Consider the following 13,527-nt stretch of genomic DNA (forward strand, 5'->3'; position numbering starts at 1 on the left):
ATCCGGCCGAGGAACCCTGGAGAATCGCGGGCATCCTCAGCGGAGCCGGGCTTTTGAACGTATTAGTATTAACCTGAAGGAGGCGGTCTCTATAATGAATACCCGAACATGGAAGCTGGCGGTAGTTCCAGCCTTGTTAATGACACTTGCAGCTTGCAGCTCCAATCAGGCTGATGCTCCGGCGGTTAGCCCCACTCCACAGCCAACTGCGGCTCCTGTAGAAGCTTCTGCCCAGCCGACCGAAGGACCGAAGGCTACACCGGTACCTGCTGAAGCTGCTGGCGTAAAGGTTGGGGAAGTTAAGCAGTATGAGCAAATCGCGATTTCCGACTGGAAAGATGATCAAACCATTGTCGTGTCTAAGGCGAACGATAAGCTTGGGCCGATCGGCTCGGGAGAGCTGAAGGGTTCCTATCCGCAGAGCCTGTATTTCTTCCACCTGGATAGCGGCGAATACGAATTGATTACAGAGAAGGCGAACATGATGCTGGGGGATGCTAAGCTGTCCGCCGACCAGTTATTTCTGCTCTATAGTGAATTCTCCTTGGGTGACCCTGCCTACAATGTGATAGATCTGGGTTCCAAAAAGACCTTCACCATCAAGGGCGATACCATTGCGGGGGCAATGGGGGCCGAGTGGGCGGATAAGGATACGGTAGTCGGTCCGGCATACAGCGGCGGTGCTTATACAGCCACTACTTCCATGAAGATTGCGCCGGTGGAGGGACTGGGCGGGGAGAGCCTGAGTGTTGTAAGACAAATCAAGGATAAGATCTATTACACCAGTAATTCGAAGGACTCGCTGCAAACGCTGGACCTGAAAACTAAGGCGAAGGCTGACTTGAATATTCCGGGTACCAGCAGTGTAATCCCTTCACCGGACGAAGAACAAATGCTGATCCTGCAGTATAAGGAGAATACCCAGGCGCTGCTGCTGAGCGGCACTGACGGTAAGAATCCGCGGACCCTGGTGGAAGGCGCCGAGCTTGGGGCCGTCTCCTGGTCTCCAGACCAACGTCTGGTCGCCTATAGTGTAACTATTGAGGAGAAGGGTATAACGAAGAATACCTTATATGCCTACGATCTGTCTTCTGACAAGTCCGTTCAGATTGCGGAGAGCAACGGGACGATGACCACCTCATGGAGCCCCTCAGGCAAGCAGCTTGCGTATACGGAGCGGGATGACAGCGGCAGCAGCAGCAGCATAGTTCAGCTAAAGTAGAACCTCATCATGAGGGCAATTTTTAAAATCCAAAAAAAAGCGGTCCGTACCGGTAAATCTACCGGATACGGACCGCTTTTTTTAAAATATAAGAATTTATATGTTGCACACGATAAATTATCCTTCTATTTCTCGCTGAAACGGTGCCGTCCTTTAAAAGGACGGCAAAGCCGTTTCCACTTGTAGATTACTAGAAGGAGCATAACGCCCCTCTGCTTCTTACAGGCTAAGCATACCAGCCCCATACGAAGATGAACAGGGTGCCGAAGATCGTGACCAGAGCCACGAACATGGCGTATGCGATGTTGATATACAATTCTTTTTTGGAATCGGCCGATTCTCCGATGTGCATGAACACAAACAGCTGCAAGGAGGCCTGTATGAGCGCTGTAACCAGCAGTACAACCATATTGGCACTGGAGGACAGGTCTCCGTAAATAACGATCAGTGCAGCGGCAGAGAGGACCAGAGAGGCTACATAACCCATCACATGCTTAATTGGGAATAGTTGCTTCATCATGTCACATCAGTCCTTTCAGGTAGACGAAGCTGAAGATAAAGATCCAGACCACGTCTAAGAAGTGCCAGAACAAGGAGAAGATGAACGTTTTGTTAGCGGTAGCGGGCGTAATGCCGCGCTTCCACAACTGAATCATAATGCCAATTCCCCACAGCAGACCGAAGCTGACGTGAAGACCATGCGTTCCCAGCAGGATGAACAGACTGGAGAGGAAACCGCTGGTCTGCAGCGTAGCTCCTTCATGCACATAAGTGAAGAACTCGTCGATTTCGATACCGACAAAAGCCAGACCCATCACCAGCGTAATCGCCATGAAGACCATCATGGCTTTCTTGTAGCCATGCCGCATGGCATGGACAGCCAGACCGATGGTGAAGGAGCTTGACAGCAGGAGGAAGGTCTCCATCAGCACCGGGCCGATCTCGAACAGCTCGCTGCCGCTAGGTCCGCTGGCATAGCGGTTAACCATTACGAAATATACTGTGAACAGCGTAGCGAAGAGAGGGATCTCGGCTCCGAGAAAGACCCAGAAGCCGAAGATCTTGTTACTGTTCTCTTCCGTTGAATATTCGAGCGGCTTGGACGCATCTATTTTCATACAGTCTCACCCCGCATCAGTTTCTTTTCTGTAGCTGCAATCTCTTCTACAGGAATGTAGTAGCCCTGGTCCTTATCGAAGGACATGAAGGCCAGCACGACCAGGATTCCAATCCCGGAGACAATCGCCGGAATCCACATGCTGAATACCAGGAAGAAGCCAAGGAAGAAGAAGACTACACCGAGTATGAACGGCTTGCCGGTATTGCTTGGCATATGAATCTTGGTGTATTTAGTATCTGTATACAGCGGAATATTCTCGTGCTTCGCAGACCATAGAGCATCGCGCGTCTCAACCTTAGGCACAATGGCGAAGTTGTAGAGCGGGATCGGACTGTGCGTAGCCCATTCCAGTGTCCGGCCATCCCAAGGATCGTTGGTTGTATCTCTTGGCATATAGCGGGTACTCCAGTAAATATTGTAGACCAGGATCACGAAGCCGATGGCGAGCCCGACGGCCCCGACGAAGCTCAGCATATTGAGCGGACCGAAGCCTGATTCCTCCGAGTACGTATACATACGCCGCGTCATTCCCATCAGACCCAGGAAGAACAGCGGGAAGAAGGTTACGTTAAAGGAAATGATGATCCACCAGAAGGCATGCTTGCCCAGCCGCTCATTCAGGCGGAAGCCGAACACTTTAGGGAACCAGTAGTGGAACCCGGCGATGACAGCGAACACAGCACCCGGAATCAGCACGTAGTGGAAATGCGCAACCAGGAACATCGTGTTGTGATACTGGTAATCGGCGCTGGCCATCGCCAGCATGACACCCGTTACCCCGCCGATCGTAAAGATCGGGATAAAGGCCAGCGTGTACAGCATCGGGGTCGTGAAGGTAATCCTGCCCTTTCGCAGGGTGAATAGCCAGTTGAATATTTTGACCCCGGTAGGTACTGCTATGGCCATCGTTGTTATCGAGAAGAAGCTGTTGACCATGGCACCTTGACCCATCGTATAGAAATGGTGCGCCCATACGAGGAAGGACAGGAGCGAGATGATCAGCATACTGAATACCATGGAGGTATAGCCGTACAGGTTCTTCTTTGAGAAGGTGGCGATAATCTCACTATAAATACCGAACGCCGGAAGGATTACGATATAGACCTCCGGATGTCCCCAGACCCAGAACAGGTTGGCCCAGAGCATATCCATCCCGCCGTTGGCCATCGTGAAGAACTGGGAGCCGAAGAGGCGGTCGAACATCATCATGGCCAGCGCTACGGTAAGAACCGGGAAGGCAAAGACGATAATAACGTTGGTGATCAGTACGGACCAGGTGAACATCGGCATCTTCATCAGCGTCATGCCTGGTGCGCGCATCTTAAGAATCGTTACGATAAAGTTAACCCCGGTGATCAGCGTACCGATACCGGATATTTGCAGAGCCAGAGAGTAGTAGTTGTTCCCTACGGTCGGGCTGAATTCAAGACTCGCCAGCGGGAAATATGCTGACCAGCCCGCATCCGGCGATCCGCCGATGACGAAGGAAATGTTCAGCAGCATGGCGCCCATGAAGAAGAGCCAGAAGCTGACAGCGTTCAGCCGCGGGAAGGCAACGTCCCGTGCACCGATCTGCAGCGGAATGATTACGTTCATCAGACCGATGATGAACGGCATGGCCATGAAGAGAATCATGATCAGACCATGGGTGGTGAAGACCTCATTGTAATGCTGCGCATCGAGGAATTTCATTTCCGGCGCAGCCGTCTGCAGACGCATCATCATCGCATCTACACCGCCGCGGAACAGCATCAGCAGTGCCGCGAGGATGTACATGATCCCGATTTTTTTGTGGTCAACCGTGGTCAGCCATTCGCGCCACAGATAGCCCCATTTCTTGAAATAGGTAAGCCCTACGAGAATCCCGATGGTTGCCAGTGCAATACTGATCATGGCCCCGTATATCAAGGGTTCGCCGTGAACCTTAAATTTGTCTAAATCCATTAGGGTAGCTCCTTTCAGTGTGTTGCATTAAGCTCTCCAGAGAGCTAGTGTCCTTCGTGTGTGCTTTCATCCACAGGGGAGCTTGGCAGCGGCTGATCGACTTCCGGATCAGGCTTGCTGTCGAATTCCGTTCCGCTGGACGGCTCGGGAGACGGATGGATTTCCTTGTTATCCTGATGCTCCGGATTGCCGTTGTCCATATCCATCTCCTTGCCGCCGCCGCTCATATGCTCGCCGTGGTCTCCAGGAGGCGGGCTGAACTCCAGATGGGTGGAGGAATACGTTTTGCGTCCGAGGTAATCCGTGGCCAGCAGGCCCTTGAATTCTTCCTCAGTCAGCTTAGGCGCAGTTTCCTTCACTTCCTTCACCCAGTCCTCGTAACCCTTGTTACTCAGGACAAGTGCTTCGAATTCCATGTGAGCGAAGCCTTTACCGCTGAAGTTGGCATTCTTTCCGATATAAGAGCCTTCTGTATCAGCGGAGAGATGAAGCGTTGTCAGCATGTCGCTCATGGCGTACTTTTGCCCGGCAAGCTGTGGAATCCAGAGACTGGTAATGGTGCCGAATGAGTACATTCTGAATTCTACCGCACGATGCACCGGCATATTTACGTAGTTAACGGTCTCGATCCCTTCCTCAGGGTAGCTGAAATGCCATTTCCAGTTGGAAGAGGAAGCATAGATGACCAGCGGAGTCTGATCTTGATAGTCCGCAGCCACATTCTCTACTTCGTTAGTCGTCTTAACGGTAACAACGGACAGGAAGGCTACGATGATTATCGGGATGATAATCCAGATGGCCTCCAGTACCTTGTTGCCTTCCTCATGTTCAGGGATGTAGCCCTCATTACTCTTCTTCGCACGATATTTCACCAGTACAAAGATATACAGAATGTAGACAACAGCCAGAACCCCGAGCATCACAAGAATAGAGAGCAAGATGGTGTCAGATAACGTCCTCGCAGACGGCCCCTTCGGGTTCAAAACAGCGATTGAGCTGCATCCCGGCAGGAGAAGGATCAGGCTTAGAAACAAAGCGTATAACGGTCCCTTTTTCTTCATATAGAACTCCTTCCTTCAATACTACTTTTCATTCGCCGTTCATTAACGGGAGTACATTGATCTGTATCTATAGTAAGAACTACTTACCCATAATGCAAAATACATATTTTGTATAAATATATAAAATAGACCTTAAAAATGGCGAACAAGTTAAATATGTGTGAGCAATTTGTTACAAGTACATAAGGGTATGATAAAGATCACAGTAGTGGCGCGCTTTAGCTAATTTTAAGGTTGTTCAATTTTTGTTCAAAATTCCGATATTGTTATTAATTTTGTCACAATTATTCTGGGCCAAAAACCGCTGATTTAACCGTATAACACCTGCTGTGACAGCATTCGACGAGAATTGCGTGCTTTCTGAAAATAATGGCGAACCCTCATTTATCATTGCATAAGGGTAACAATTTTTTAGCTTCCGGTTACAATCTCTCAAATTACGTTAAAAGTATATATGATAAAGTGATAGACAAATATACATAGATTGGAGACTGCTGCTGTGCGCATCAAGAAAATTCTGCTCTTATTCATGTCTTTATTCCTAATTATGGGGCTTGTGCAGGTCCCGGCTAACGCCAAAGCTACTAGCACTACACTTAAACTCGGAGTCAACGATAAATTAAGTGCGATTGAAGCTGTCTCTGTGAAAGGCACCTATTATGTACCGCTGCGTGCACTTGCGGATGAGCTGAAATGGACCCTTACCGGCCTGACGAACGGGATTCACGTAGCCGGCGGGACGGGTTCGCTTACCCTGCTGAGCAAGGACGGAGGTGCGGTGCTGAAGGACGGCACAACCGTGCCTATGGGCACTTTTGTGCAGGACGGCAAACTCATGGCTCCGCTGAAGGTCAGCGGGTACCTCGGGTATAGCATTTCCTATGCGGGAGATAAATATTTACTTCGTGTGAAGGACGGCTCGGCGCAGCTTACTGATGCAGCGTTTACCGATAAATATGCTGCCGACCTGAAGCCGAAGGCTCCGGTGGCTCCAACGACTCCTGCCACTCCGGTCACTCCCGGTGAGCCGGGCAAACCGGGCCGGACCGTATATCTGACCTTCGACGACGGCCCGTCGGCAACAACTGGCGAACTGCTGGATATCCTGCACAAATATGACGTACAGGCGACCTTCTTCATGCTGGGGAACAATATGAACCAGCATCCCGCCCAGGTGAAGCGGATTGCCAAGGAAGGCTATGGCTTAGCTCTGCATGGTGTGACCCACCGCCAGGAGAAGTTCTATGCTTCCCCGGCAGCGGCGCTTGCCGAGATGTCAGGGGCCAATGCAACGCTGAAGAAGCTGACCGGAGTCAGCACTACTCTGATCCGTACGCCATACGGAAGCAAGCCCTATTTCACCAAGTCCTTCCGCGATAAAGTCCTGACGCAGGGCTATCATCTCTGGGACTGGAATGTGGATTCCTATGACTGGAAATACAAACAGAACAGCGACAGAATCTATAACACCGTGATGGATCAGGTGAATAAGCTGAAGGCGTCCAAGACCAATCCGGTCATTCTGATGCATGACCAGAAGGCTACACTCAAGGTGCTGCCGCGTATTCTGGAGAAGCTGAAGAAGGAAGGCTATACCTTCAAGCTCATTACAAAGGACATGGAGCCGCTCAATTTCTGGAAGGATAAACGCTGATTACTGCAATAGCAACAGCAAAGAGCAAGCCCGGGAGACAATCTGTTCCCGAAGGCTTGCTCTTTTTTGCGAAAAAATGTATAGAAAACGCTGCTGTTACTTGTACAGATATTGCACCAGCATATGAACCAGCTCTGACTTCAGCCGGTCCACAGCGATCCGCTGCGGCGAGAAGGAGATGAAGTCCACAATCGCGCTCACAGACTCGAACACAATGATTGATGCAGCCTCCGTATCTTCCGTCTTCAGTTCATCCTGTCCCATCTGAAGATAGGTCAGCGTCTTAAGACGGCCGGCCTCGTACTGGGCATCCATCAACTGCTTGATGGCCTCATCGCTGTGATACATAATGTTCAGATCCTTGTGATACCCGATAAAAGCTTTGTGCGCGAGCAGAAGCGTGTCTATCAGATGCAGGATCAGGTCCGTGCGCTCAATCGTATTGAAATTAATCTCGGCCATCGACCGCTCGACCTCAGTCATCAGCTCATCTCCGTACATGTGGAGCACTTCAATGAACACGGCTCTTTTATCCACGAAATAGGAGTAGAAGCTCCCGGTCGACACCCCGGCCGCAGCTGCAATCTCCTTCGTGTTCGTCTGATGGAAACCCTTGTCTGAGAACAATTGCATTGCGGCCCGGATAATGGCTTCCTTCGTTCGTATACTTCGCTCCTGCTGCGGAGTTCTAATCTTGTCCTCTGTTTCACTCATATCGTAAGGTCCCCCTCATAGTACAAATTGTAGTGGAGCGGTTTTACGCTGTCAATAAAAGCTGAACTCAAGTTCATTTTCTGATTGACAAATATGAACTGTGGTTCATATAATCTGAATATGAACTCTATTTCATATTTCAGGAGATGAACAAGATGGGGATTGGAATGCGCAGAGCTTTATCCTTTACGGCGATTGTGCTGGGCTTTTTCATGGCGCTGCTGGATACGACCATTATTAATATTGCCCTGCCGGAGATGACCCGCCAGTTCGGGGGGAGTGTGTCGCAGGTATCCTGGGTGATGAACGGCTATAACCTGGCATTCGCCGTATTCATCCTGACTGCCTCGCGTCTGGCCGATCAGTTCGGACGGAAGAAGGTGTTTATCATTGGCGTGGGGCTGTTCACACTGAGCTCCCTGCTGGCCGGACTCTCCACTTCCCTTGGCATGCTGATTCTGTTCAGGATCATTCAAGGCTTGGCGGGCGCCATTATTGTGCCGGTTACCATTCCGCTAAGCACCACTACCTTCCCCAAAGAAATGCACGGGCTGATTATAGGCATCTGGGGGGCCGTCTCGGGAGTGGCTGCAGCAAGCGGTCCGGCACTTGGCGGAATACTGACACAGAAGCTGAGCTGGGAGTGGATTTTTTTTGTGAACGTACCGCTTGGGCTGCTAAGTATAGGGCTGACGGCTATGTTCATTCAGGAGTCACGGGATGATTCAGCAGGGCGGTCCATAGACTATGGCGGAATGCTGGGGATTACAGGAGGGATGTTCTGCATTACATATGCTCTGATTAAAGTGCAGGATTACGGCTGGAGCTCACGTATGTTCCTGGGGCTGATGGCTGCGGGGGTGCTGTTTTTGGTGTTCTTTTTTCTTACGCAGTCTAAGGGGAAGGAGCCGATGCTGCCCCTGTCCCTGCTGAAGATCAGGGCCTTCAACAGTACCTCGGTATCGATGATCGTACTTGGGGCGGCGCTGATGAATATTTCGCTGCTGACCTCCTTTTATCTGACCCGGGTGATGGGGGTACCGGAGCTGAAGGCAGGGCTGGTCCTCTCAACTATGGCTTTAGGCTCCATCGCCAGCTCGGCTGTATCCGGGCCGCTGTCTGCGAAATACGGCAGCAGTCTGTTCGCCGCAGCGGGAATGGTGCTGATTGGCGGTGCCACCTATTCCATGAGCGGACTTGAGGCCGATTCTACGCTGGGTGCGGTGATGCTCCGGCTTGCAGTGACCGGCTTCGGCGTGGGGCTCTCGATGGCGCCTGTGATGTCATCGGCGATCCGGGTCGTTCCTGAAGATAAGGTAGGCATAGCCTCAGGGGTGACGAATATGGCGAAGGCGCTGGGGAGTGTGCTTGGTGTGGCCATCATCGTCACTGTGCTCCAGCATAATACAATCCAAGAGCTGAGTGCGGTGAACTCCGCAGGCACAGAGGCCGGGACCGCGGCAATAAGACAGCAGCAGGCGGCTGTGGATGCGTTCAGTCAGACCTATAAGTTCGCAGGCTGCCTGCTGCTCCCGGGTATAGGCGCTGCCCTGTTCAGCGATGAACGCAGACAGCGGCGTAGCAGCAGCGTTCATGTTCAATAGAACAGTCCCGCTAAGCAATCATAACCCCCCATCTGTCCAGGGTAGGCAGGCGGGGGTTATTTGCGTGATACGTTAAAACTAGACAAAGTAAAAGTTAATGATTGACATTAACCTTCAACTGTATTAATAATAGTAGTACAGTTAATACACTATGATACAGCAGCCGGAGTATCAGATGAAAGGAGGACTGTCATGTTCGAGTTGGATGTACGCAGCCGCAAGCCGATCTATGAGCAGCTGACCGACAAGGTCAAAGAGATGATTATGCACGGGATTCTGCGGGCGGATGAACAGCTGCCTTCGGTAAGAGCGTTATCCTCACAGCTCACGGTGAACCCCAATACGATCCAAAAGGCTTACCGGGAGCTGGAGCGTGAGGGATATATCTATTCGCTGCAGGGCAAGGGAAACTTCGTAGCCGCCATGCAGCAGGAGCACAACGAGAGCAAGCGGGCAGAGCTGAAGACAGAGCTGCTGCGGCTGATGGCGGAGGCGGTCTATCTCGGATTTACGGAGAGCGAGATCAGTGCCTTGTACCGCCAGTCGCTGGATCAGAGAAGAGAGGGGAACAGCCATGATTGAGATACGCGGGGTCAACAAGATTTTTCAGGGGGATAAGGCGGTTGACAATCTGTCGCTGACTGTACATAAAGGCGCTATTTACGGATTGCTGGGATCTAACGGGGCAGGCAAGACCACGCTTCTTAAGATGCTTGCCGGGATTTACAGTCCTGATGCAGGCACGGTCAAGCTTGGCGGACAGCCAGTCTACGAGTCGCCGGAAGTGAAGCGCAGAATGATCTTCATGCAGGACAGCCCGTACTTCTTCCCCCAGGCGACCATCCGGAGTATGGCAGCCTTCTACAAGTCCATCTACCCGGAATGGAGCCAGAAGCGCTATGACGAGCTGCTTGCCATGTTCCGGCTTGATCCCCGGCGCAAGCTCAGCCGCTTCTCCAAGGGGATGCAGCGCCAGGCAGCCCTTCTGCTTGCGCTTAGCTGCAGGCCGGAGGTGCTGATCATGGACGAGCCGATTGACGGGCTTGACCCGGTGATGCGCCGCCAGATCAAGAATCTCCTGTTCCAGGAGGTCGCCGAGCGTGAGCTTACGGTGTTGATCTCCTCGCATAATCTGCGCGAGATTGAGGATCTGTGCGATCATGTCGGCATTATGCATGAAGGGCGGATGCTGGTTGAGAAGGATCTGGATGATCTGAAGTCGGACACGCATAAGGTACAGGTCGCGTTCCGTGATGAACGCCATGCGGCTGCGCTGGAATCCATCCTGCAAATCCTCCACCGGGAGGAGCGGGGAAGTGTCAGGCTGTATATTGTCAAAGGTGAGCGGGAACGAATCAGCCAGGCCTTCCATGTCTATGATCCGTATGTATTCGATCTGCTGCCGCTGACGCTGGAGGAAATCTTTATTTATGAAATGGGAGGTGCCGGTTATGACGTACAGCCGATTATTCTGTAACGCCAGCCTGATCCGTCAGAACCTGCGCCAGCATGGGTGGATTGGAATTCTGTATACGCTGGTGCTGTTATGTCTCATTCCGCTGCAAATGTTCACTTATAGTGATCTGACCGGGGAGCGCGTGCAGATTAGCAGCCTGCTCAACCTGGGTGCTGATATAGCGCCTGTCATTATGGCTTTTCCGGCGATTGCCGGGCTGTTCCTGTCCCGTTATCTGCAGGCCAGAATGGCCTCGGATCTGATGCACAGCCTCCCGCTGCGCCGCTCGCATCTGCTGTCTTCCCACATGCTTAGCGGCTTGCTTCTGCTGCTGCCGCCGATATGGATCACGGGTGCGATTACAGCTCTGGTTCAGCCTTTGAGCGGCAATATGTACATCTACCATATATCATACGTCTGGGATTGGTGTCTGATCCTCACGGTGCTGAACCTATTCCTGTTTGTTTTCACTATGTTTGTGGGGATATGTACAGGGCAGACCATTCTTCAGGGTGTAGCGGTCTTCATTCTGCTGCTGCTGCCGTCGGCTCTTCTGGAGTTTATCAATGTGCATCTGAATCGTTATCTGTATGGCTACTTGAACGGGTCCGGACTGCCGAGTCTTTCTAATAAAGCTTGGTCGCCAATTCTGCGGATGATGGATATGTCCTATACGATTTTCAGCTATAAGGAGCTGTGGGTCTATGGCCTTCTAACCGCTGTGTTCCTGGCGTTGTGCTTCGTACTGTACCCTAAGCGTCATAGCGAGAAGGCCGGACATGCGGTAGCCTTCACCTACTTCGATCCGCTGTTCAAAGCGGGAGTGATGCTGTGCAGTATGCTTGTGGCTCTTGCCTATATTGGCGGCGACAAGCAGGGGGCGGGCTGGATTATCGGCAGCGTCCTGGCCGGAGGGCTGATCGGCTATCTTGCCGCAGAGATGGTACTCCGCAAAAGCTGGCATATCCTAACCCGCAGGCTGCCGCTTGAATTCGCTCTGTACAGCGCACTGCTTGGTCTGCTGCTCTATGTTCCTGTATCCGGTTTAACCGGATATGAGAACCGGGTTCCGGCGGGTGATAAGGTGGCTGCGGTATTCGCCGGAGGCAATTATGAGCAATTAACACAGCCGCAGGGGGATGAGAACTCCAAAGTCCTGGTCGATGATATCCGGTCCAAAGACCCGAAGTATATCGAAGCGGTAACCGCACTGCACCGGGCTGTCGTCACGGCGAGACCGGAACAGCAGAGGAATGTGTGGGACGACAGCTACTCTTCACGGGTCCGCTTCGTACTGTCTTACCAGTTGAAGAACGGAAGGACGCTGCAGCGGATGTATTTGGTTCCGCGGGCAGGCTTCGAGCCGGAGCTGAAGGCGGTTATGGAGCATGCAGATTACAAGCGCGAGCGCTACCAGACTTACCGGATGAAGGAGAATGTGGAGAGCATCTGGCTCGGGAACCTGAACAAGGCGGTCACTATTTCCGACCCGCAGGAGGTTCAGGAGTTCAAGGACATTCTAACTCGGGAAATACTGAATATGTCCTACGAGGATCAGTTTTCGGATCAGCGGGCACGGGCTGCTATCCGTGTTAGACTTAAGCCGGATCAATACGGAAACAGCGTCAATTATTCCTATGACTGGTTCCCCTCCTATCAGGAGCTGGGGGCTTGGCTGGAACAGAAGGGCTATGCCGCCAAAATCAAAATTACTGCAGCGGATGTCGTATCCGCCGAGATGTTCAGGGATATCCATCACAGCGAGCTGCCTTCCGGGATGAGGTATGATCCCGAGACCCGGATGAACTTAGCCCGAAATGAGAGCCGGCTAGTCGAGATTACAGACAAAACCCTGATTAACGGCATTCTGGAGCACCGGCGCAATTTCACCCGCGAAGAGGGGAAAGTTGTGGTGAGAATGAAGTATAAGGAAGGAACGATTAATTTTATTTCGCTGGAGGAGCAGGAGATGTCTCCGGCGCTGAAGGCGCTTCTGCCTTAGGCTGCTCATGTTGGAGTAAGCCGGTAGTATGCGATTCCCCCGTTAATGGATGTATGTCCGTTAATGGGGGATTTTTTTGTTTGGCCCGAATGTTGCTTCAGGTGTGCCTGATGACATAGCATGGGTATATTAAGAATAAGTTGGCGCAATTATGCGTACAAAGGCGCGCCATGCGGCTGTGATCGGTAAGGAGGGATAAGCATGGAAGAGGTACGGGATCATCTGGATCACGGACTCCAGATTGTCTTCATCGGATTCAACCCCAGCATCCGCTCAGGGGAATTGGGGCATCACTACGCCAATCCGCGAAATAATTTCTGGCGTATTCTGCATAAGTCCGGTCTGACGCCGCGGTTATATGAGGCCTCCGAGGACGGGGAGCTGCTGAAGCTGGGGTACGGCTTCACCAACATCGTCGCCCGCCCCACCGTAGGCGCTGAAGATATCACCCGGGAGGAGTACGCCAAGGGCCGTGAGCTCCTGCGGGCCAAGCTGGAGGAATACCGCCCGGAGATTGCCTGCTTTGTCGGCAAGGGCGTGTACACAGAATTCAGCCGCAGAACTACAGCCGCCTGGGGCTTCCAGGAAGGCATTGCTCCGGTGGTGGACGGAGTCCGGGAGTTCGTTGCTCCATCCTCCAGCGGCCTGGTCCGCATGCCGATGCCGGAGATCATCGGAATCTACTCGCAGCTGCGTGACTTTACGGGGGAGCAGGAGCCTTGAAGCCGGGCCCGGGATCTGGTACATGGG

Annotated in this window: 12 protein-coding genes; 7 read left to right on the forward strand and 5 right to left on the reverse strand. The window is 52.2% G+C overall.

Features of this window, described 5'->3' with window-relative positions; translation table 11 throughout:
* Positions 1 to 94: 94 nt before the first annotated feature.
* Entirely contained in the window at positions 95 to 1,222 is a 1,128-nt protein-coding gene (locus NSS83_RS24745; RefSeq protein WP_341346732.1) for a hypothetical protein, read from the forward strand.
* 226 nt (positions 1,223 to 1,448) lie between these two features.
* Here NSS83_RS24745 and qoxD read toward each other — a convergent pair whose 3' ends face one another.
* Genes qoxD through qoxA form a run of 4 tightly spaced genes read right to left on the reverse strand, consistent with a single transcriptional unit; the run spans position 1,449 to position 5,347 of the window.
* A complete protein-coding gene (gene qoxD, locus NSS83_RS24750; protein ID WP_036731442.1) occupies positions 1,449 to 1,742 on the reverse strand; it encodes a cytochrome aa3 quinol oxidase subunit IV in 294 nt (97 codons plus the stop codon).
* A gap of 1 nt (position 1,743) precedes the next feature.
* The gene (qoxC, locus tag NSS83_RS24755; RefSeq protein WP_036693560.1) at positions 1,744 to 2,340 is read right to left on the reverse strand and encodes a cytochrome aa3 quinol oxidase subunit III; all 597 of its coding nucleotides are present in this window, start codon (positions 2,338 to 2,340) and stop codon (positions 1,744 to 1,746) included.
* A complete protein-coding gene (qoxB, locus tag NSS83_RS24760; protein WP_076157033.1) occupies positions 2,337 to 4,286 on the reverse strand; it encodes a cytochrome aa3 quinol oxidase subunit I in 1,950 nt (649 codons plus the stop codon). The genes qoxC and qoxB overlap by 4 nt, the downstream gene beginning before the upstream one ends.
* Positions 4,287 to 4,330: 44 nt before the next feature.
* Complete coding sequence (gene qoxA / locus NSS83_RS24765; RefSeq protein WP_341187065.1) at positions 4,331 to 5,347, reverse strand: cytochrome aa3 quinol oxidase subunit II; 1,017 nt, start codon at positions 5,345 to 5,347, stop codon at positions 4,331 to 4,333.
* Between the two features lie 499 nt (positions 5,348 to 5,846).
* Here qoxA and NSS83_RS24770 point away from each other — a divergent pair, with 499 nt between their 5' ends.
* Positions 5,847 to 7,001: a polysaccharide deacetylase family protein gene (locus NSS83_RS24770; RefSeq protein WP_341346733.1), complete on the forward strand. Its 1,155-nt coding sequence runs from the start codon at positions 5,847 to 5,849 to the stop codon at positions 6,999 to 7,001.
* Between the two features lie 96 nt (positions 7,002 to 7,097).
* On the opposite strand, the gene NSS83_RS24775 is transcribed toward NSS83_RS24770, so the two are convergent.
* Positions 7,098 to 7,715, reverse strand: coding sequence for a TetR/AcrR family transcriptional regulator (locus tag NSS83_RS24775; RefSeq protein ID WP_341187067.1), 618 nt, complete (start codon positions 7,713 to 7,715; stop codon positions 7,098 to 7,100).
* Between the two features lie 155 nt (positions 7,716 to 7,870).
* On the opposite strand from NSS83_RS24775, the gene NSS83_RS24780 reads away from it, so the two are divergent.
* The 5 genes from NSS83_RS24780 (at position 7,871) to NSS83_RS24800 (ending at position 13,500) form a co-directional block, all read left to right on the forward strand.
* Positions 7,871 to 9,319 carry an MFS transporter gene (locus NSS83_RS24780; RefSeq protein ID WP_341346734.1) on the forward strand — a complete coding sequence of 483 codons (1,449 nt, stop codon included), beginning with the start codon at positions 7,871 to 7,873 and terminating at the stop codon, positions 9,317 to 9,319.
* 192 nt (positions 9,320 to 9,511) lie between these two features.
* Positions 9,512 to 9,901 (forward strand): GntR family transcriptional regulator, encoded by a 390-nt coding sequence (locus NSS83_RS24785; protein WP_341018873.1) that lies wholly within the window; start codon positions 9,512 to 9,514, stop codon positions 9,899 to 9,901.
* A complete protein-coding gene (locus NSS83_RS24790) occupies positions 9,894 to 10,796 on the forward strand; it encodes an ABC transporter ATP-binding protein (RefSeq protein ID WP_341187069.1) in 903 nt (300 codons plus the stop codon). Before NSS83_RS24785 ends, NSS83_RS24790 begins: the two co-directional genes overlap by 8 nt.
* Positions 10,771 to 12,777, forward strand: coding sequence for a hypothetical protein (locus NSS83_RS24795; protein ID WP_341346735.1), 2,007 nt, complete (start codon positions 10,771 to 10,773; stop codon positions 12,775 to 12,777). Before NSS83_RS24790 ends, NSS83_RS24795 begins: the two co-directional genes overlap by 26 nt.
* Positions 12,778 to 12,978: 201 nt before the next feature.
* The gene (locus tag NSS83_RS24800) at positions 12,979 to 13,500 is read left to right on the forward strand and encodes a mismatch-specific DNA-glycosylase (protein ID WP_341187071.1); all 522 of its coding nucleotides are present in this window, start codon (positions 12,979 to 12,981) and stop codon (positions 13,498 to 13,500) included.
* The last annotated feature ends 27 nt before the right edge of the window (positions 13,501 to 13,527 follow it).

The organism is Paenibacillus sp. FSL H3-0469, assembly GCF_038051945.1.
In the GTDB taxonomy this organism is placed as follows: Bacteria; Bacillota; Bacilli; order Paenibacillales; family Paenibacillaceae; genus Paenibacillus_AQ.

What these genes read in the sequence shown, in the direction of transcription:
- NSS83_RS24745 (WP_341346732.1), top strand. Translation starts at nt 95, where the DNA reads ATGAATACCCGAACATGGAAGCTGGCGGTAGTTCCAGCCTTGTTAATG.
- qoxD (WP_036731442.1), bottom strand. Translation starts at nt 1,742, where the DNA reads ATGATGAAGCAACTATTCCCAATTAAGCATGTGATGGGTTATGTAGCC.
- qoxC (WP_036693560.1), bottom strand. Translation starts at nt 2,340, where the DNA reads ATGAAAATAGATGCGTCCAAGCCGCTCGAATATTCAACGGAAGAGAAC.
- qoxB (WP_076157033.1), bottom strand. Translation starts at nt 4,286, where the DNA reads ATGGATTTAGACAAATTTAAGGTTCACGGCGAACCCTTGATATACGGG.
- qoxA (WP_341187065.1), bottom strand. Translation starts at nt 5,347, where the DNA reads ATGAAGAAAAAGGGACCGTTATACGCTTTGTTTCTAAGCCTGATCCTT.
- NSS83_RS24775 (WP_341187067.1), bottom strand. Translation starts at nt 7,715, where the DNA reads ATGAGTGAAACAGAGGACAAGATTAGAACTCCGCAGCAGGAGCGAAGT.
- NSS83_RS24780 (WP_341346734.1), top strand. Translation starts at nt 7,871, where the DNA reads ATGGGGATTGGAATGCGCAGAGCTTTATCCTTTACGGCGATTGTGCTG.
- NSS83_RS24785 (WP_341018873.1), top strand. Translation starts at nt 9,512, where the DNA reads ATGTTCGAGTTGGATGTACGCAGCCGCAAGCCGATCTATGAGCAGCTG.
- NSS83_RS24790 (WP_341187069.1), top strand. Translation starts at nt 9,894, where the DNA reads ATGATTGAGATACGCGGGGTCAACAAGATTTTTCAGGGGGATAAGGCG.
- NSS83_RS24795 (WP_341346735.1), top strand. Translation starts at nt 10,771, where the DNA reads ATGACGTACAGCCGATTATTCTGTAACGCCAGCCTGATCCGTCAGAAC.
- NSS83_RS24800 (WP_341187071.1), top strand. Translation starts at nt 12,979, where the DNA reads ATGGAAGAGGTACGGGATCATCTGGATCACGGACTCCAGATTGTCTTC.